Consider the following 20,988-nt stretch of genomic DNA (forward strand, 5'->3'; position numbering starts at 1 on the left):
TTACTAATATTCTTGAGTTTTGAACATATAACAAATGCATTTATAATATGCACACTAACATGCCTTGATAGGTTAAAATATTAGTTGTAAGATAAAGGAGTTATATGCATAGATTTTTTTGTGATCGAAAAGAAAATGAACATTTTGTATTGGATGAAAGCACACTTCACCACGTTAAAGTAGCTAGATTGCAAAATGAAAATTTTTTAATTAACTATGACAATAATTTTTATGTTTGCAGCCTTGTAAGCAATACTAATTTGGCAAAAATTATTGAAAAAGTTGACATAAATCACGAATTTAGTCAAGATTTAGTTTTATCTGCACCCATAATTAAACCTGATCGTTTTGAGTGAATGCTTGAAAAGAGCGTAGAGCTAGGAGTTAAGCACATTATCCCAATGCGTTCGCAATACGTGAATAATAAACTCATTGAAGCCAACTTCAACGAGAAAAAATATGTGCGTTATAGAACTAAAATTAAAGAGGCTGCCCAACAAAGTTTTCGCAATATTATTCCAACTATATCGCCAGTAAGCTCGCTTAAAGAAATAGTTAATCAATATTTAGCTCAAAACTACACAATTTATGTAGCTCACGAAAAAGTAAATTCGAAAGCACAATTATCTAATCTTAGCACACAAAGTGTTTTGATTGCGGGTCCAGAAGGTGGCTTAAGTGATCAAGAAATTGAGTGGTTAATTTCGTTAAATAACGCAAATGTTAAAATAGTTTCACTAGGCAAAACAATTTTAAGAGCTGAAACTGCCGCTATATCAATGTTAGCCAATGTAAGAGAGGAGCAATAATGCCAGAAATGCCAGAAGTAGCAACCGTTGTCAATTTGCTAAGACCCAAAATAGTGGGTCAAAACATTGAAAATGTTGATGTTTACAATACAAAATTAATCAAAAATATTGATGCTAATTCATTTATTAATTCAATAGTTGGCTCAAAAATTGAAAACATTTTTAACGTTGGTAAATACATTGTTATTAACTTGAATAATGAGATGAGTATTATTAACCATCTTCGTATGACAGGGAAATATAGTTTTTACACTAAGTATCATGAGCCAATAATTCATGACCACGTTGTATTTAAACTAAGCGAAGGTGTATTGTATTTTAATGATGCTAGAGCTTTTGCTACCTTTGAATTGCGTAAAAATGTAGATTTATATTCAACTCCGCCGCTAAATAAATTAGGAAATACGCCTTTAAATACTGATATTGATTGACTTTTTGACAAAATTAAGCGCAAAGCAAGCCCAATTAAAAATGTACTTTTGGATCAATCACTAGTGCTAGGAATTGGCAATATTTATGCCAATGAAGCTCTTTTTAACACCGGCATTCACCCTTCAACTCCAGCAAACAAATTAAGTAAAAATGAGCTTAAAGATTTGATTTTAGCTGCTGGCAACATTATGCAAACAGCCACGCAAATGGGCGGATCAAGTATACAATCGTATACGTCTTTAAATGGGCAAAAAGGTGAATTTCAAAACTATTTGCAAGTGCACAATCGTAATGGTCTTGCGTGCAATAAATGTGGAAGCACAATTCAAAAATACTGAGTCGGTGGGCGTGGTACTCATTTTTGCCCTCGATGTCAAAAGGAAAAATAATGACTTATCGCATAGATTTACACGGATATAATGTTGAGCAAGCTATTAGCAGAATAATTTTGGGCATGCTAAATGCTCAAGACCAAGGCTATGATAATGTGTTAATTATTACTGGCAATGGCACCGGAGCAATGAAGCTAACTGTTGAGGAATATTTAACTAGTGAAAATATTGATTTTGAAATCATTCAAGAAGGCAACTACTTGGTTTGAATCGAATATGAAGATGAATATTACTAATGATTAAAGTGGAAAAAGTTTGGTTTGTAGCTACATTTATGGTAGTATAAAAGTACACCCCTAATTTATTAAAAGGAGATTTATGAAGAAGAAATTTTTATTCTCATTGGGATCAATTAGTGCTTTGGCATCAATGCCTTTAATGGCAGTAGCATGTAAAAGTGAGGTTAAGGAAGTTAGTCTAAAAGCGACTTTATTGCGTAATGACGAGACTAAAGCCGGAACAAAAGCTTCACACGAATCAGATTCAAATTTAATTAAATATGAATCTTTTGATGTAGATATGAGCTCATTTGCGTTTGTGCTAGTTAAACCAGATTTCAAAACTGCAGACTTAATCGCGCCTAAAAAAGATGGTCAAGCACACTCAATTTTCTTTACAGATTATCAAGGTGCAAATACATTCCACGGTAAAAAAGAAGAAAATCAAAAACTTTGAGAAGGAGTTTTGATTGCTCGTGTAGAAAACTTGCCAGCAGGTTACACTTTAGCTAACGAAAATAATCCAACATACAGAGGCAAAGACAAAAAATATACAAATAACTCTGGATTTATTAACGTGACATTAAAAGATGGCACATATACATTTAACTTTAGATTATTCCGTAAATTCAGCAAGGAAGATCAAACTCAGCCAGCTGTATCAACACAAGTATACACAGTCTCATACAAAACTTAAAACTAGTTGCGACTAGTTTTTTTATTGAAATTTTGTGTAAAAAGTCAATAAAAAAGCACGTTAAGTGCTTTGAGTTCGTTATAGAGAATAAAGTATTTTGTTGTACTCTTCCAAACGTGTTTGTGCATAAGCTTTTAGATCTGTTGGTAGCATGCCTGGAACTTTGGTGCCAAAAACTTCAATTGTATTAAAGCTTTTTACACCCATAAAGTTGAATAATAAGCGTAATTGCTCAACTTGTGGTGAGTTGATACCGCCAACAAATTGTGGACTTCCTTGTGAAGCGACAACAATAACGTTAAGGTTAGTTAATAAACCTTTAGGTAAGCCTTGTGGTGTAAGTTCTTTGTAGGTAAAGGTTAAATCAGGAACCATAATACCGTCAATAAAGTTTTTAACATTAGCTGGTAAACCCAAATTAACTAGTGATGTTGAAAGCACAAGTACATCAACAGATTTTAATTCTTCAACTAATTTAGCAGCTTGAACTTGTTCTCAATAAGCTGGGAAATTACTTTGTGATAAATGGTTGTGAGCAAATACAGACTCGTTTAGGTTAATTCTTTTAGCTTGTGGATCTAGTGCGTGGAATGCGTCCATTAAAGTTGTGGTGTATGATGATTCATTAGTAAAAAATGAACCATCTATGAAAAGTTTTTTTAACATACATCTCCTTGTGAATAATCTCTTTCATTATACTCTAAAAATTAGAGTTGTTTGGCTTAAAATGCAACAAAAAACGTGCTGAGCACGTTAATTTGTTATTCATTATCGTTATCATTTTCGTCAGCATCAAAGCTATCTTCTTCAACACTTTCCACGCTTAATGATTTAAAGAATTCTTCCATATCTTCGTCGATTTCATCATGGAAATTAACTTCGCTGGTCATAGCTTCTAAGTCTAAACTATCAATTGCATATTTAGATTTAAAGTAGCTACGTGGATCTCTAATGTCATATTTTTCTTTAAATTCAAAGTTTGAATTGGTTCCAGCTGGAATTTTGTGTCCTAAAATAATATTTTCTTTTAGTCCTTCTAGCTTATCAGTTTGTGAAGCTATCGAAGCATTAACCAAGATTTTTGGAGTTTCTTGGTATGAAGCGGCAGCTAGGAATGAATCTGAAAGCAATGGTGTTTGTTTAGCACCTTTGATTTTAACTTCACCAAAAGGAGGTTTTTTGCCTTCAGCTAATAAACGAGCTGATTCTTTTTGGAAGGTTAAAATATCAACTAAAGAACCTGAGAAGAATTTAGAATCACCAGTGTCGGTAATCAACACTTTTGAAAGCATTTGACGAATAATAATTTCAATGTATTTGTCAGCAATCGAGATACCTTGTAGACGGTACAATTTTTGAACTTCTTTTAATAAGTAGTTTTGTACTGCCCGTGTATCGGCGTATTTTAATAAATCGCCTAGAACAATTGGACCTTCAACAATTTTTTGTCCTGGTGAAAGTTTTTCACCTTCTTTAACAACAATTCTACGGTCCGCTTTAGTATCGTAAGTGATTACTTCTTTTTCACCTTTTTCGTTGTAAACTTCAATTTCAATTAGCTTGATATTACGGCTTGGAGAATCTACTGGTGTAGAAATACTTAATACACGTCCATAACCTGGAGAAATAATAGCTGGACGACCTCATGGTGAATCGTAGGCGTCAATAAGTTCCATCAAACGACCAAAACCACCAGTAATATCTTCAACCCCAGCAACCCCACCGGTGTGGAATGTACGCATGGTTAGCTGTGTACCAGGTTCACCAATAGATTGCGCAGCCACAACACCAACAGCTTCACCAATGTTTACAACACGGTTAAGTGCTAAGTCTTTACCATAACATTTTTTACATACACCATGACGTGTATAACATGAAAGTACTGATCTAATTTCAACAGCTTCAATTCCAGCTTCGCTGATGCGAGCAGCAATTTCTGGTGTAACTAGTTTGTTTGCTTCAATAATCACATTTCCGTTGGCATCAATAACTAGTTTGTTAGTAAATCTACCTTCAATTCTTTCGGCTAATGATTCAATAATTGTGTTGGTTTTGCTATCTTTAATATCTTTAACCACAAAACCATAGTCAGTACCACAATCTACTTCTCTAACGACAATTCCTTGGGCAACGTCAACTAAACGACGTGTTAGATAACCTGACTTAGCCGTGTTAAGAGCAGTATCGGTTAGACCTTTTCTAGCCCCGTGGGTAGAAGAATAGAATTCATAAGCAGTAAGACCTTCCAGGAATGAAGATTTAACTGGAATTTCAACTGTTGAACGAACAACACGTTCGTTTTCAGCATCGGCTTTAAGAATTTTAACGTTGTTGTTCATCAAACCACGCATACCGGCTAGCTGAACAAAGTTAGATGAGTTACCACGAGCCCCTGATGTAAACATCATGAATAGAGGGTTATGAGGGTCAGATTTGGTAACTTTTTTCAAATCGTCCTCAATAGAGTTTTTAATTTCAGCTCATTTTTTAATTGAAAGTGAATATCTTTCATCATCTGTTAGCATACCTTCTTCAAAGAATGCCTTTAATTTTTCAATGTAGCTTTCACCTTCTTTAATTTTATCTTTTGTTGCAGGTAAAGTAATTACGTCACTAACAGCAATTGTAGTACCAGAAATAGTTGAGAAGTGGAAACCTAATGCTTTGATTTTGTCTAGTACATTAGCCACAACGTTAGTGTATTTAAATCATACATTTTCCAATAGTCTGGTATGTTGATCTAGTGTTCAAACTGGTTCTATATCTTCACCTGGCGCTGATAATTCAAAGTTAATTGCGTTAAATTCATCAGTAATTAACTTGGTTAAAATTTCAATGTGAGCAATGTTAATTTCTTCGCCACTGTATGTTTTTAACTGAGCGCATTTATCAAATATTTTGCTTAGTTCGCTTTGTTTAATATCAGATAACACATTAGCTAAATCTTCCATACATACAACACTAACATATTGGTCATATACACGACGAACAATTTTAGCTATATCTTTTTTAGATAAAGGTAAATTAATTGGTGTTTGAGCAATTACTTGTGGGAAGTTAGCTCCTGATGGTAATAAATAGTGAGCTAGCTGGCTAGCTTTGGCAGAAGTGTGAACGTTTTCTTTACCGTCCGCTTCTACATATTTACCAAAAATGAATTCAAATGTGTTTGGAAAGGCACGGTTGAAAATAAATTTACCAACTGTTGAAACAATGTATTTGTTTTCTTGGTCAGAATTAATTCATTTTTTGTTTGCTTGTTCAATAGGCAATACAACTCTAGTGTGTACACTTACAGCTTTATTTTCATAAGCAGTTAGCATGTCTTCATAAGTAGCAAAGAATTTACCCTCACCAACAGCTCCTGCTTTTTCCATTGTTAGATAATATAGACCCAAAATCATGTCTTGACCAGGGTTAATAATAGGTTCACCATCTTTAGGACCTAAAATGTTTTTTGAAGCTAGCATTAATTCACGTGCTTCACGAGTAGCTTCAGGGCTAATTGGCACGTGTACAGCCATTTGGTCACCGTCAAAGTCGGCGTTGAATGGGGTACATGAAAGTGGGTGCAATTTAATAGCCTTACCACGAATTAAAACTGGTTCATAAGCTTGAATACTTAAACGGTGCAATGTAGGCGCACGGTTAAGCAATACTGGGCGTCCTTGGATCGCTTTTTCAACGTAAGGTCAAATAATTGGATCTAAGTTTTCAACTGCTTTTTTACCTGCTTTAATTGAATTAATATTATTTTTATCTGATTTGATTAATTCACGAATAATTCAAGGTTCAAATAATTTAGCGGCCATTTCACGTGGAATACCAACTTGGTGCATTTTCAATTCAGGTCCAACAACAATAACTGAACGTCCCGAGTAGTCAACACGCTTACCAAGCAAGTTTTGACGGAAACGACCTTTTTTACCAGTTAGCGCATCTGAAATCGATTTAAATGGACGACCATCTTTAGATGCCACAGGATTAGGTTTTTTTCTTGCATTGTCAATTAATGAATCGACCGCTTCTTGAATCATACGGTACTCGTTTTGTTTAATCAACATTGGAGCATCGGTTTCTTCTCATTTTTTCAAACGGTTGTTTCTAATAATAATTCTACGGTATAGTTCATTGATATCACTTGTTGAGTGGCGACCACCATCAAGTTGAACCAAAGGTCTTAAATCAGCTGGAATAACTGGAAGGTTATAAATTAGCATTGATTTAGGGTCTTGACCAGATTTAATAAATGAGTTAATAACTGATAAACGTTTGTATAGTTTTGATCTTTCTTGGATTTTACCATTTGCAGAAGGGTTAAGCGCAATTTGAGCATTGATTTCTTCAATTTCCGCTTCTAATTTTGCGGCTTCTTCTTTAGGGTTAACGTGTTCAAGCAAGTATTCGATAGCTTTAGAACCAGTTGAAATTAACGCATCTGAATATTCATGAATAATTTCATTGTATTCATAGAAGTCAATACCATAGTCTTGACCCATTTTCGAAGTGGCTTGTTCTTTTAGATCGTTAATTGCTTCGTCAATAACTTCATACGCTTCTTGGTCGTATTCATCACCTTCAGGATCAAATTGCTCTTTTAGTTCCTTTAGAGCATCATAGTAAACAATAGCAGCATCAGCAATATCAATAATTGTGTTCTTTTTCAGTGATTTTAAACCACCATCTTCTAAAACAATGTGACTTTTGTAGTAAATTAATTTTTCTAGTTCAGATTTAGTTACTGAATGAGAAGAATTTGCTACTTTTAAACCTAGTAATTTAGAGATGATTGAGTGATCTATTTTAAAGAATCAAAAGTGAACAACAGGGTTTTTAAGTTGAATATGACCCATTCTACTTCTGCGAGTAATTTTAGGTAATATTTTTGGTTTGTGTTTAACACACATTGGTGTTCTAACACAGTCTGTGTTTTCATCACTTCTTTTGTATTTGGTGTTACATACTGGACATTTGTAGTCAGTTGTTGGCCCAAAAATTATTTCGTCAAATAAGCCTTCACGTTCAGGTTTATAACTTTTATAGTTAATAGTTTCAGGTTTAGTAACTTCACCATTTGATCAGGATTGAACATCTTTATCGGTAGCTAAAGATAAGGTAATTTTGTCAATTAGAGTTTTTGATTCGTCTTTTTTAAATCTACTCATTTGCACCTCCAAATGTATCAAAGTGTTGAATTGAAGTATCATCTTCATCAACTTCAACATGATCTATGTCTAGTTTCATACCTAAACCTCTTAGTTCGTATTTTAGAACGTTAAATGATTCAGGAACACCTGGTTTAGGTAATTCGCGCCCTGAAGCTAAAGCAGCATAAAGTTGGTTACGTCCAACAATATCGTCAGATTTATAAGTCAAGATTTCTTGAAGAATATTGGTTGCACCGTATGATTCAATCGCTCATGTTTCCATTTCACCAAATCTTTGTCCACCGTTTTGTGATTTACCACCAAGTGGTTGTTGAGTGATCAATGAATAAGGACCAACAGAACGAGCATGCATTTTATCATCAACCATGTGGTTAAGTTTCAACATGTACATAACACCAACTGAAACAGGATTGTCAAATCTTTCACCAGTAATTGGATCAATTAGAATTTGTTTACCTGTGATTGGCAAGTTAGCTTCTTCAATAACATCATAAATAGCTTCTTTTTTAATACCGTCAAATACACGAGTAACAAATTTTGTGTTTAGACTTCTAGCGGCCATTCCTAAGTGAATTTCAAGTACTTGACCAATGTTCATACGTGAAGGAACCCCTTGTGGGTTTAACATTACGTCTACTGGTGTACCATCTTCTAAGTGTGGCATATCTTCTTCAGGTAAAACAATTGAAACAACACCTTTGTTACCGTGACGACCACTCATTTTGTCACCAACTTTAATTTTACGTTTTACAGCAATTGAAACTTTAACAATTTTGTCAATTCCATCTTCTAGTTGATCTTTATTAGCACGGCTTAAAATTTCAACACCAATTACTGTACCACCGTGTCCATTTTTAACTTTTAATGATGTGTCTTTAACAGCTTGTTGTCTTTGTTGCAATACAGCAAGCAATAATTTTTCTTCTTGTGAAGGGTTGTCATCACCTTTAGGGCTTACACGTCCTACAAGCACATCACCTGGGGTAACGTCTGAACCAACACGTACAATACCAAATTCATCTAAGTGTCTAGTTGAGAACTTAGACACGTTAGGAATATCAGCAGTTAATTCATCATCACCTGCTTTAGAGGTTCTAAATTGAATTGTTTGTTCTTCAATGTGAATTGAAGTAAACACATCATCTTTTACTAATCTTTCGTTAAGAATAATAGCATCCTCATAGTTGTAGCCTTTGTATGTACTAAAAGCAACAACAACATTTTTACCTAAAGCTAATTCACCATTATTGAATGAAGAACCATCAACCAATAAATCACCTTTTTTAATTTCTTGGTTTTCTCTTACAAGCGGTTTTTGGTGAATAACTGTGTCTTGGTTTGAACGTTGGAAGTTTTTCAAGTAGTATGTGTCTACACCATTTTTATTATTTCTAATCTTGATTTTTTTACCGTCAACAAATTCAACAACACCATCGTTTTTAGCAACAAAGTTACCTGATGAATATTTAGCAATTTCACCTTCAATACCGGTAGCAACAAAAGGTGCTTCAGTTTCTAATAATGGAACTGCTTGACGTTGCATGTTGGCACCCATCAGTGCACGGTTGGCGTCGTCATTTTCTAGGAATGGAATACATCCAGCAGCAACTGAAACCATTTGGTTAGGTGCAACTTCAATAAAATCAATATCTTCAGCTGAACCCATTTGATAGGTGTAGTTGTGACGAATGGTTAATTGTTCGTCAATAATTTTATTGTTTTCGTCAACTTTTACAGTAGATTGAGCAATTTTATAGCCCATTTCATCGGCTGCTGTTAAATAGACAGGTTCGCTGTAGTCAACAACACCTTTTTCGACACGGTAGTATGGAGTTTCCAAGAAACCAAATTCGTTAACTTTTGCGTAAGTAGCAAAGTTAAGAATCAAACCAATGTTAGGTCCCTCTGGGGTTTCGATAGGACAAATTCTACCATAGTGAGTAGCGTGAACGTCACGCACCTCAAATTGAGCTGTATCACGGTTTAGACCACCAGGCCCTAGCGAAGTAATACGTCTTTCGTTACTAATTTCAGCTAAGGGGTTAATTTGGTCCATAAATTGTGAAAGTTTAGATGAGTTAAAGAAAGTTTTCATCTGGTTAGAAATTAGTTTGTTGTTTGTAACGTTTTTTGGACTAACTTTATCAGGTTCTTTAGCACCCATTCTTTCGCGAGTGGTTTTTTCTAGTTTTGCTAAACCAACTTTTAGGTTGTTTTGTACAAGTTCGCCAACAGCAACAATACGTTTGTTGGTCAATGCATCTGGATCATCGTCTTGGCCAATACCGTCAAGCAAGTTGAAGTAGTAGTTAATTGTTGCAATTAAGTCAGAAACTACTAAGTGAGTTTCTGTCGCTTTAGGGTCAGTACCAATTACTCTAACTGGTTCTTTACCTTTTTCCATTCATTTTTTCGATGGATAGATTTTAATTGAAACAATTTTATCTCTACGTTTTAATGATGCATTAGCTGGATCATTTAGCAATTTAGCATATACAGTTTCAGCTTTAATGCATTTAAGTTTTTCAGAAGGTAATTTACCATTATTGAAGTTTCATTGAATTAAAACTGCAAGTTTGTGGGTAATTTGAGTACCGACTTGAAGATTAATTTCATTTCCTTGCTTGTCAGAAATAACAAGTGGTTGAGCTAAAATAGTTCCTGAAATTCTATCTACTAGGTTTAGTTTAATATTTAACATATAACGACCAGTTTGGCTTAAGTTATAGTGTTTTTTATGGAAAAGTAAACCTGGAATCAAGTTGGCTACAGATTCATCTGAAACACGATCACCTTTTCTAATAGTTCTAAATAAGTCTTCTTGACAATTTCTAATGACCTCTTCAGGTGAAACATCTGTTGTTAGCTTTTTGTCTTTTTTGATTGATTCATTTAATTCATCTGAATTACCAAATAATTCGTGAATATCATCGTGATTTAGACCTAAAGCACCTAAAAATGTAATGATGTTAACATTCTTGTTTTTATCAATTTTAATCTTTACACTATCTGGGTTTTTTGATGTAACTTTGTGTGAAATTTCAACTCATGAACCAACACGAGGTAAAATTTCAACTTTGTTAAATAGGTCATCTGATTGCTTGTTACGAACGCCACGTCCAAAATATGCACCTGGCGATCTAATTAACTGGCTAACGATAACTTTTTCGCTACCGTTAATGATAAAACTCCCACCAGAAGTCATCAAAGGAATTTCGCCTAAAAACACAGTATCTTCTTTAACTAAACCATCATTGGTTGTAGTTGCTCTGAATTTACCGTATAGCTTAGCAGCGTAGTTGGTTCCTTTAACTTTAGCTTTAGTAACTTCTTCATATTCACGTGTTGGTATTTCTAGTGTTGCACTATTGTGAATATATTCAAGAGTAACTTGCTTATTTGAAGATGAAATTGGATAGTGTTCTCTAATCGCTTCTTCGATACCAGCTTTTTTGAATCACTCAAAAGACTCTTTAGATGTTTTTAAAAAGTCTTGAACTTGATAAATGTTTCTTGTTACTGAATAGTCTCTACGTTTAGTTCCAGCACCAAACTCACTAATTTTGTATGGATACTTGTTAACGTATTTATTTGTAACTTTTTCTTCCATAAACTCCTCCATATTTTGCGTGTATTAAAATATAGAAAATGAATTCTATATACAATATATTTAAGTTTACCAAAAAACATTTTTTTCGCAAATAAAAAACCAACTTATTTTATATACATATCTCGCCACTTAAAAAATTTAGAAAAAAAGGAATTTTTTAACATTTTTTGTATAAAAATTCTATTTTTTTTCGCACTATATTTATTTCACTTTTGTTTGCTAGCAAAAAAATCATTGTTATAATTCATTAATACAATATAAACTCAAGGAGAAAATATGATTAAACTTGGATCGCACGTGAGCTTTTCAGCCCCTAATTATTTAGTAGACGCAGCCCAAACTAGCATTGACAATGGGGCCAATACAATGATGATTTATGTAGGTGCACCTCAAACCACTAAACGTGTTAGCGAACTAAAATATAAACTGGATGAATACAAGCAAAAATACGCAAATAAAATTAAGCCTGAAGATATCATCGTTCACGCTCCCTACATCATTAATATGTCCTCAGTTGAAAAAGGCGAATTTGCTGTTAATTTTTTAATTGAAGAAATTAAGCGTGTTGACTATATTGGTGCCAAATATTTAGTGCTTCACCCTGGTGCAAGCACTAAATTTGATGTGGATTTGAGTTTACAAACACTAGTACAAAATTTGCAAAAAGTGTTGCAAAATACACAAAATGTTGTCATTTGTCTAGAAACTATGGCTGGAAAAGGCACTGAAGTTTGTCGCAATTTTGAACAAATTAGATGAGTGTTAAATCAAGTTAATGATGAACGAGTGCAAGTGTGTTTAGACACTTGCCACATTTGAGATGCAGGCTACAATATCCAAGAGTATGAAAACTTCAAAAATGAAATTAAACGCTTTAATTTATTGGAAAATATTAAAGTTATTCACTTAAATGATTCTTTAAATGCGCTTAACTCACACAAAGACAGACACGCTAATATTGATCAAGGCCATATAGGTTTAGCTACACTAGCTAAATTTGTGCATGATAAAGACTTTGACAATGTACCAATTATTTTAGAAACTCCTTGAACACAAAATGGCCCTATTTACAAAGAAGAAATCAAAATGCTTTTAGAAGCTAAAGTCAATTAATATTAATATTAACTAAAAAGTTTATAATTAAATTTATGAATCAAGAAATTGCTACTAAAAACGTTTATAAGCCATATTTTAAAAAGATTGAACGCAAAAAACCAAATCAAATTATCTCAACACAATCATTGAATATTGGTGTTGAATTTTTGAAGTTTTTGCTTTTCGCTTTAATGGTAGTTGGCTTTATTTTTGCTCACTATGGCACCCATTTTTTTGGCGAAAATACTGCAAATTTGTTCAAAAATCTTTATTTATATTCAATTGGCTTGACTTTTGGCGATCTAGCTTTATTTGTAATTATTGGTCTATTTATTTCTTTAATTATTAATTGACTTGAGTCAATACTTAAGCGTTATTATTGCTTTTGATTAAAAAATTATACCCGTGTAGATTATTGATTAATTCGTAAGCGTTTAAAACACTTTATTTGGTTAACTTTATTGAGTGCGGCACTGTGTTATCATTGATATTTAGTGTCAACACGTGAACTTTCTAGTTCACTAGTATATAGCTCTCAAGATTTGCAAGATATTTTTAAACGCGGATGATATTATTCGTTTACTCAAACGGGTGAAAATGCTGCCTTAGCTGTTCCGAATGCCACGAAAAATATTGGTGTATTTATGGACACATTTTTCAATGTTTTTCACGTAATTAGTGTAGGTCCATGATTAGTTTTGGTGTTAATCATTGGCATTCAAATTTTTGCTTGAATTTACTTATTAACCCTTAAACCAATTGCTTATTTTAAAAATTTAACTGGCAAAAGAACCATTCCACAAATTAGAAAATACTTATTGCGTATTGACAGCGTGTTCTATTACACACCTGAATGCGAAAGATATTTAAAATATTTAAGCACCGTAGCCAAAATTTTAGAAGTAGATATAGACTCTACTCCGATTAAAAAACTTTTTAAATTAATCAAGCAAAATGAAGACACATTATCTCAACACCCACTACTAAGTTCATACTTTAAATCTAAACAAAACACCAAAAAACACATTGAAAGCGAAGAAGAAACATTTAGACGTATGGTAGATGAAGAATTATTGCGTCAAAAAGAAAATAATCAATTGCCTACTGAATTGATTCCAGTTGAAGCCAATCGGGAAAACATTGAAACATCAACCCTAAGCGAACCAACCACAGTCGATACTCAACAAATTCAAGAAAATGTACCTGAATTTGTTGAAAATACTGAAGTTAACGATGAAACTAATATTCCAGACATTGACAGAACAGTCGAACTTAGAAGTATTGACACTGTTGAATTGAACAACGCTCAAGTTGAAGATATTGATGTTGATTTAAAAGGCTCAACTCAAACTCAATCTGTAGTAATGAATATTGTTGGCGAGCAAGCGCAAAATGCGCAAGAGAAAGAACCAACTGCTAAAACTCAACCTGGTTTTGTATCTATTGATACACAAGAAATTAATGTTGAAGCAGAAAAAGTTGCGCCTTCAAAACCTGGTTTTGTACAAATAGAAACTCAAGAAATTGACCAAAATACTGAAATTACAGTTGTAGACGAACAAGTAAAAAATGAAAACAAGCAAAATAATAACACTGATGAAATTGACGACTATACTTGAATAAGTCCTTTTGAATAGGAACAAAATGAAAAAATACTCATGGGAAAATGCTCAAAAATTACTCGCAGATAAAACTCAAGAAAATACTATTTTTCTGCTTGTTTTTACCAAAAAAAATGATCTAGAATCTTTAATTATGCGTCAATGTTACCAAGATGTTGATATTCATTTTAAATTCGATTCAAACATTCAAGTTATTGAAGTGGATATTGATGAATCGCAAATTTTTCAAGACATTAATAACAAATACGTTATCATGCAAGTTCCTGCCTTTTTTGTAATCAAAAATAATGAAATAAAGCGTAAAGGTTTAGGTTTTTATCCGCGCGAAATAATGATTGATTTTATTGAGGAAAATATTGAATAATGAGCCAATTAATTCAGCAAAAATTGAGTCAAGTACCAAAAAAACCAGGCGTGTATTTGTGAAAGGATGCACATAATCAAATAATTTATGTTGGCAAAGCCAAAAACCTAAATTCGCGTATGCATCAGTATTTTGAGGGTTCAATTAACTCATACAAAACACACGCAATGGTGCAAAAAATTGCCGATTTTGAAATCTTCATCACGCGTAATGATCGCGAAGCGTTACTGCTTGAACGTCAATACATTGAAAAATATAATCCCGAATACAATATTTTGCTTCTGGACGATAAAAGGTATCCATATATTAAAGTTGAATTAACTGCTAAAGATTTAAAGGTTGAAATAGTACGTAGAATCACTAAGAAAAAAGTCAAACAACAAGTGTTTTACTTTGGCCCTTTCCCAGTTAGCTATGGGGCTGGCGTAATTTTAAAATTACTTCAACGTGAAGCTTTTTATCAAAATGGACTCAAAATTCAATCTAATGACATTGAATTTTGAAAACAAAAATACAATCACCTTAAATCGATAGTTTCATTTCAAAACAAATACATTTTGGATCTAAAAGAAAAAATGTTGCAAGCCAGTGCTAATTTACAATTTGAAATTGCACTTGACATAAAAAATTGTTTGCAATATTTAGAAAAAATTAAACAGGATCAAGTGATCGAGCTACAAGAGTTTGAAAATGTTGATGTATTCGCATGCAAATTTACTGAAAACACTTTGCTTGCTACTGTTTTATTTTATCGTCATGGTAATTTAATTGGCAAAGACAACATTAGTGTAGGTATGCAAATAGATCAAGCAGAAACGTTAAACAACTTTTTTCTAAAATATTATGTCAATAAAGCAATTCCCAACAGCATTATTGTTAATTCTAACTTAGCTCAATTTGAACTGCAAGCAGATTCAGAATTGCCAATAGTTTATGCTAAAACAAGTAAGCAAATTAAAGCTCAAGAAATTTGTGAGTTAAATCTTAATGAATTTATCAATAATGAAGCTAAATTTATGGCCAATTCTGAACAAAAAGCTTTCGAAAACCTAAAACTTTTGTCTGCTTATACAAACTCAATTTGCACAAATATAGTTGCTTTTGACAACTCAAATTATGCAAACACTAATCCAGTAGGTGTAGCTATAACCTACACAAATGGAATCAAAAACAAGTTTTACTACCGCAAGTTTAATCATCAACTAGATCAATCTAGAATGGCTGATGTTGAATATATGCGTCAAAGTGCGCTGAAGTATTTTTCTAATTTAGAAACCAATTTGTACCCTGATTTAATTATTGCTGATGGTTCATATCCGCAAATAAATGAAATCAAAAATGTACTTCAAGAGCTAAATTTAGATATTAAAATTATAGGCCTAGTTAAAAATAATTATCATAAAACGAGTAAAATTATTGATGTGAATGGTAAATTACGCACAATTGAGCCCCAAAACTTAAAGAATTTTTTGACACAAATACAAGTTGAAGTTGATAGATTTGCCAAAAGCGTATTCCACCAAAACAAAAAAATATCTTCTTTAGAAGGAAAACTGCAAAGAATTAAAGGTTTAGGCCCTAGTCTTGAAGATAAATTGTTAAAATATTTTAAAACATATAACAATATTTACAATGCAACCTTGGAAGAATTAGAAAAAGTTGTGCCCAAAAATATTGCTATTAAAATAGTCGAAAAAGAGTATTTACAAGGAGATTAAAATGAATGACACCAGTAAATCAATCCTGTTAATTGATTTTTTCACCACTGCCAATATTGTCAATATAATTAGCGTGTTGGCGTTAATTTCGCCTCTAATTTACCAAATTGTTTTGTGGCGTGGGTTTGTAAAAAAATACACACTATTTGCTGATAATGATATTTATATTGAGCATGTTAAAAAACAAAAATTTGCAACCTTAATCAAATATTTAATTGCTGGAGCAATTGGAGCTAGCATGATGTTAATTTTGTTTGCAGTGGGCGAATTGGCTTTTAAAGCAAACGAAACTTGATTAAATAACCGTATTGGCGTATTAATGGCCTTGGGTATATTAGTGTTAATTACAGCTATAGGCTCAATATTTATGGGTATAAAATACTCATTGATCAAAATTAAACATGAAATTGACTGAGATAAAGTGGGTGAATACTGCTTAAAATACAGTCTTGAATTTAAGGATAAACAATTTCAAATTCGTTGACTAGATTCATATACTCGTGAATATGATGAAAAAAATCAAAAAGATATCGCTTCAGAATGAAAAAAAGATGTCAATTTCCTTTCAACCTTTAGCAAAAAGAATTTATCTTACAGATTGCTAAAAAATTATCTTGCTCGCCTTGAAACATTTTTCTTCACACAATCAAGTGAACCTAAAGAAAAAATTTTGCTAGTGTGCTCAGCAGTTGTTAATATGAGTGTAGATGAAGGGTTATATAGCAACTTAGATCAAGCATTAGCTGATTTAAAATCTAAAATTAAGTAGCAAAAAAACACAAGCCTAAAACTTGTGTTTTTTCAATCAAATTCAATCAATTTTGTTTAAATGTGGCATTTAGGTGTTGCATTACGGCTTTTTCTAATTAAGCTTATTTCACCAAATTGATCTCAACCTTCGGTTGTTCAATCAATTTCTGAAGTTGAATATACATCAACTGTATCGGCAACAATTGTTAAAATTTTTCTTGTTGGCGCAACACCAAAAATTTTAGCTAATCATAATGTTGTTCAAGTAATTGATTGCAAATAATTTTCATAATCAGTTTCGTCCACTGATTCTAAAAATAAAATATTTTTTGCTTGCGCATTGCTTTTTTCAATATTTTGCTTGTAAACTGGAGCAACTTTAACGCCATTGTTTGAGTATACAAACTCACCATCTAAAAAGTCAATATCCAATCTACCAAATTTATCTGATGTAGGCACTAACGAAAGTGTGTAGCCATTTAAAACTGTTAACATATTGATTACATTTTGTAATACATCACTAGTTTCAAATGCGCTAGCTCCTTTAGCCAAAATATCCAAAAATGAGTTTGATTTGTATAGTTTAGATACTAAAGTTGTTTTAAATTCGTCAATTAATTCTTTGTCAGCTAAAACTTGTAAAGCCAATTCTTTCAACTCGTTATATTTTTTTTCATTTTTCACTTCGTTAGTGAAATCTTCAACACGGAATGCGGTGAAAACTGCCCTTGGATTTTGTGATAAAAATCTTCTATTAAATGTAATTAACATATTTCTCCTATTGATTTATGCATATAATCGTGCAATATGACGCGACCTGATGTAAAATTAACCCGCATCCATTTCATGCTGCTGAAATTTTCTTGCATTTTTATTATACAAAGAGAACAAAAAAATAATGCAAAAACGCTTAAAAAGTTATTTTTTGCATTATTTCTACTAGTGTTTTAGAGATTTTTCACTCTCTTTGCGTATGAGCAGTTTTAGTTAGCATATATAGAGTTGAATTAGGCATGGCTTTATGCAATTCATATGCCCCGCTAGGGCGACAATCTAAATCATATTCACCATGCACAATGTATGTTTTAATGTGTTTGATTTTGTCTACATTATCCAAAATATAATTTTCGCTCATAAAACCTTTATTATAAAAATAATAATTTTCTAGCATTGAAATTTCTGAAGTGCCCTTAAGATCTTTTGCTGGATCAAAATTAATTTTATTTACGCTAATTAAACTCATTTCTCAGCGACATCATTCAATAAAAGCTTGGTTTCTAATTTTTTCATCAGATGAATGCATACGTTCATAATAAGCATTAACAATGTTTTTTTGTTCATTTTCACTTAAAAATGAACTGTAACGTTCAAATTCTACAGGCTTTAGATAGCTAGCTCCTTCTTGGAATAATCAATCAATATCGCTTTGGCGATTTAGATAAATACCCCTAAGCACCATTGCCAAAACATTTTGCGGATATTTGATTGCATAACATAAACTTAAAGTTGTGCCTCATGAACCACCAAACAAAATTCATTTATCGATGTTAAGCTCTTTACGTATAGCTTCCATATCTTCTACCAAATAATCAGTTGTATTATTGGTTAATTCAAGCGAAGGTGTGCTGTTACCACAGCCTCTTTGATCAATCAAAATAATTTTATATTTTTGTGGATCAAAATAGCGTCTACATACAGGGCTAGTACCTCCCCCAGGCCCGCCGTGTACATAGACCACAGGAATACCATCAGGATTGCCGCTTACTTCATAATATACTTGATGATTGCTGTCTTTTGGTGAGTAAAAACCAGTTAAATAAGGATTAATTTCTGGATATAAATATTTCAAATAAGTCATGAAAAAATTATACAAAAGTGTAAGTGTTATAAACTTGAAAATAAAGGATTTTAGGTCTATGTTTTGTCTGTTTCTCTAATTAAATATTATTTGATCTGAGTGAATTGGATATCTGATATAGACCACAAACAAAAAGGAACATACCTGGTCAATGAACAAGAATGAAAAGTCGCTTTTTATTAGAGTTGGAGGGATAACACAATCTAATATATTAATAGCAAATAATTATAATTTTATTAGTTTTAAATGTATAACAATGAAGCAAAATTACAAAAATTTAGGGGTTAAATCAATAAATTCATTGAAAAAGTTTAAAAAAATAAACTAAAATCAAAATAACAAAAAAGCTAACACTTTTTCGTGCTAGCTTTTTTGAATTCTTAAAACTAAATATTATCTTCTTTAATTTGAATATGTAATTCGTCAAGTTGTTTTTGCGATACTGAGTTAGGAGCTTGCGTAAATACGTCTTGTGCTTTAGCGTTTTTAGGGAATGCAATAACATCTCTGATGCTTTTTTCATGGCATAGAATCATAACCAAACGGTCCAATCCTAAACCAATACCACAGTGAGGAGGAACTCCATATTGCAATGCATTGGTAAATCAACCGAATTTAGATTCTTGTTGTTCTTTACTCATACCAATTAATTCGAACATTTTTTGTTGAGTTTTAGTATCGAAAATACGGGCTGAACCTGAACCTAATTCAAAACCATTTAACACAAGATCATAACTACGTGCCATTACTTTCTCTAGTGGTAAAGAATCTAATTCGTTTAAATCGTGATCAAATTGAGTGAATGGGTGGTGAGCTGCTTGTCAAGCTTGATTTTCTTCATCATACTCAAACATTGGTCAATCTGTAATTCACGATAAGTGGTATTCATCTGGGTTTGCATATTGGAATAATTCATTTAATTCCACACGCACAGCTCCTAAGGCTTTAGAAGCGTTTTCGTAAGTGTTAGCAACGATAAAGTAAGTTCCATCTGCATGGTTATATGTTTCAAGCAATTTGGCAACACTTTGTGTTACTTTGTTTGCGAAGTTAGTATGCAATACTTCGCCGTTTTCAACTACAAAATAGAATAAAATGTTTGCTTTATTTTTAAGAGCTATTTCTGAAAGGTGTTTAAAGTCTTTTTTGCTAATTTTAGTATCTACACGCAATAATCTTTTACTTGCGGCGTTTTTGATAATGTCAAAATCGCTATCTGAACAAAAATCATTAATATCTTCAATTTTATAGCCAAATCTTAAGTCTGGTTTATCAGTACCATAATCTCTTAGAGCATCAAAATATTTAACTCTTTGTAATGGAGTTACTAATTTAAGCCCTAATGATTCAAAAATGTGTTTAAATAAGCCTTCAATGTAAGCTTGAAAATCTGCAACATTCATAAATGAAGCTTCAATATCTAGCTGAGTAAATTCAGGTTGGCGATCTTTACGTCCATCTTCGTCTCTAAAGCAACGCGCAAATTGGTAGTATTTTTCAAAACCTGAAACCATTAATATTTGTTTAAATAGCTGTGGACTTTGAGGTAGTGCTCAAAATTCATCTTTATTACGAGTTGGCACTAAAAAGTCACGAGCACCTTCAGGTGTTGAGCGAGCTAGCATCGGTGTTTCAATATCAATAAAGCCGTTTTTGTGCATGTATTCACGTACAGCAAACATTAAATTGTTTTTTAAAATAATGTTTTGTTGCATTTTAGGTCTACGTAAATCTAAAAAACGATATTTTAATCTCGTTTCTTCTTTAGCATCAATATCATCTCTAATTGCAAAAGGCAATTCTTCTAAAGATGTTGAAAAAACATTGAATTTTTCAACAATTATTTCAATTTCGCCAGTTGGTAAATCTTTATTCACACTTTTACGTAAAGCCACAAGCCCGCTAACTTCAATCACACTTTCTTTGGCAATGTGTAAATCTTCTTTGAACACACACTGCACAATTCCACTACGGTCTCTTAAATCGATAAAGGTTAGTTCACCAAAACGACGTTTGTTAGCAACTCAACCATGAATTGTAATATTTTCACCTACATTTTTGACTGATAAATCATTATTGTTAATATATTTTGTTTTCATAGATACCTCTAAAATATTTATGTTGTAAATTATAATATTATTTAAATTTTAGCTACACAAATAATGAACATTATTGAATAAATTAAGCAAATAAACTGCATACTAATTAAAAAACAACAATATATATTAATATTAATAGAAAATATTTGGTTTTTT

Annotated in this window: 15 protein-coding genes; 9 read left to right on the forward strand and 6 right to left on the reverse strand. The window is 32.4% G+C overall.

Going from position 1 to position 20,988, the window contains the following annotated elements; all coding sequences use genetic code 4:
* Positions 1-104: 104 nt before the first annotated feature.
* The 4 genes from T329_RS0101945 (at position 105) to T329_RS0101960 (ending at position 2,548) form a co-directional block, all read left to right on the forward strand.
* Positions 105-809, forward strand: coding sequence for a 16S rRNA (uracil(1498)-N(3))-methyltransferase (locus T329_RS0101945; protein ID WP_029608765.1), 705 nt, complete (start codon positions 105-107; stop codon positions 807-809).
* Positions 809-1,630, forward strand: coding sequence for a bifunctional DNA-formamidopyrimidine glycosylase/DNA-(apurinic or apyrimidinic site) lyase (gene mutM, locus T329_RS0101950; protein ID WP_029608766.1), 822 nt, complete (start codon positions 809-811; stop codon positions 1,628-1,630). Before T329_RS0101945 ends, mutM begins: the two co-directional genes overlap by 1 nt.
* The gene (locus tag T329_RS0101955; RefSeq protein ID WP_051630133.1) at positions 1,630-1,869 is read left to right on the forward strand and encodes a Smr/MutS family protein; all 240 of its coding nucleotides are present in this window, start codon (positions 1,630-1,632) and stop codon (positions 1,867-1,869) included. The genes mutM and T329_RS0101955 overlap by 1 nt, the downstream gene beginning before the upstream one ends.
* A gap of 82 nt (positions 1,870-1,951) precedes the next feature.
* On the forward strand, positions 1,952-2,548 hold the full coding sequence (locus T329_RS0101960) for a variable surface lipoprotein (protein ID WP_051630134.1): 597 nt from the start codon (positions 1,952-1,954) through the stop codon (positions 2,546-2,548).
* 78 nt (positions 2,549-2,626) lie between these two features.
* Here T329_RS0101960 and T329_RS0101965 read toward each other — a convergent pair whose 3' ends face one another.
* The 3 genes from T329_RS0101965 to rpoB form a co-directional block, all read right to left on the reverse strand.
* The gene (locus T329_RS0101965) at positions 2,627-3,214 is read right to left on the reverse strand and encodes an NAD(P)H-dependent oxidoreductase (RefSeq protein ID WP_029608769.1); all 588 of its coding nucleotides are present in this window, start codon (positions 3,212-3,214) and stop codon (positions 2,627-2,629) included.
* Positions 3,215-3,309: 95 nt separating this feature from the next.
* Entirely contained in the window at positions 3,310-7,713 is a 4,404-nt protein-coding gene (locus T329_RS0101970) for a DNA-directed RNA polymerase subunit beta' (protein ID WP_029608770.1), read from the reverse strand.
* The gene (rpoB, locus tag T329_RS0101975) at positions 7,706-11,326 is read right to left on the reverse strand and encodes a DNA-directed RNA polymerase subunit beta (protein WP_029608771.1); all 3,621 of its coding nucleotides are present in this window, start codon (positions 11,324-11,326) and stop codon (positions 7,706-7,708) included. Before rpoB ends, T329_RS0101970 begins: the two co-directional genes overlap by 8 nt.
* A 276-nt stretch (positions 11,327-11,602) precedes the next feature.
* On the opposite strand from rpoB, the gene T329_RS0101980 reads away from it, so the two are divergent.
* Genes T329_RS0101980 through T329_RS0102000 form a run of 5 tightly spaced genes read left to right on the forward strand, consistent with a single transcriptional unit; the run spans position 11,603 to position 16,894 of the window.
* Positions 11,603-12,439 (forward strand): deoxyribonuclease IV, encoded by an 837-nt coding sequence (locus tag T329_RS0101980; protein WP_029608772.1) that lies wholly within the window; start codon positions 11,603-11,605, stop codon positions 12,437-12,439.
* Between the two features lie 35 nt (positions 12,440-12,474).
* Entirely contained in the window at positions 12,475-14,058 is a 1,584-nt protein-coding gene (locus tag T329_RS0101985; protein WP_029608773.1) for a ribonuclease E domain-containing protein, read from the forward strand.
* Between the two features lie 7 nt (positions 14,059-14,065).
* On the forward strand, positions 14,066-14,407 hold the full coding sequence (locus T329_RS0101990; RefSeq protein ID WP_029608774.1) for a thioredoxin family protein: 342 nt from the start codon (positions 14,066-14,068) through the stop codon (positions 14,405-14,407).
* Positions 14,407-16,125 carry an excinuclease ABC subunit UvrC gene (gene uvrC / locus T329_RS0101995; protein WP_051630135.1) on the forward strand — a complete coding sequence of 573 codons (1,719 nt, stop codon included), beginning with the start codon at positions 14,407-14,409 and terminating at the stop codon, positions 16,123-16,125. The genes T329_RS0101990 and uvrC overlap by 1 nt, the downstream gene beginning before the upstream one ends.
* Position 16,126: 1 nt before the next feature.
* Positions 16,127-16,894, forward strand: coding sequence for a hypothetical protein (locus T329_RS0102000; protein ID WP_029608776.1), 768 nt, complete (start codon positions 16,127-16,129; stop codon positions 16,892-16,894).
* Between the two features lie 56 nt (positions 16,895-16,950).
* Here the strand turns inward: T329_RS0102000 and T329_RS0102005 are convergent, their stop codons facing one another.
* From T329_RS0102005 to aspS, 3 genes are all read right to left on the reverse strand, one after another.
* Positions 16,951-17,646, reverse strand: coding sequence for a hypothetical protein (locus T329_RS0102005; protein WP_029608777.1), 696 nt, complete (start codon positions 17,644-17,646; stop codon positions 16,951-16,953).
* 139 nt (positions 17,647-17,785) lie between these two features.
* Entirely contained in the window at positions 17,786-18,733 is a 948-nt protein-coding gene (pip, locus tag T329_RS0102010) for a prolyl aminopeptidase (protein ID WP_029608778.1), read from the reverse strand.
* Between the two features lie 386 nt (positions 18,734-19,119).
* Positions 19,120-20,832, reverse strand: coding sequence for an aspartate--tRNA ligase (gene aspS, locus T329_RS0102020; protein ID WP_029608779.1), 1,713 nt, complete (start codon positions 20,830-20,832; stop codon positions 19,120-19,122).
* Between the last annotated feature and the right edge of the window lie 156 nt (positions 20,833-20,988).

This window comes from Mycoplasma simbae ATCC 49888 (genome assembly GCF_000702705.1).
Taxonomy (GTDB): Bacteria; Bacillota_I; Bacilli_A; order Mycoplasmatales; family Metamycoplasmataceae; genus Mycoplasmopsis; species Mycoplasmopsis simbae.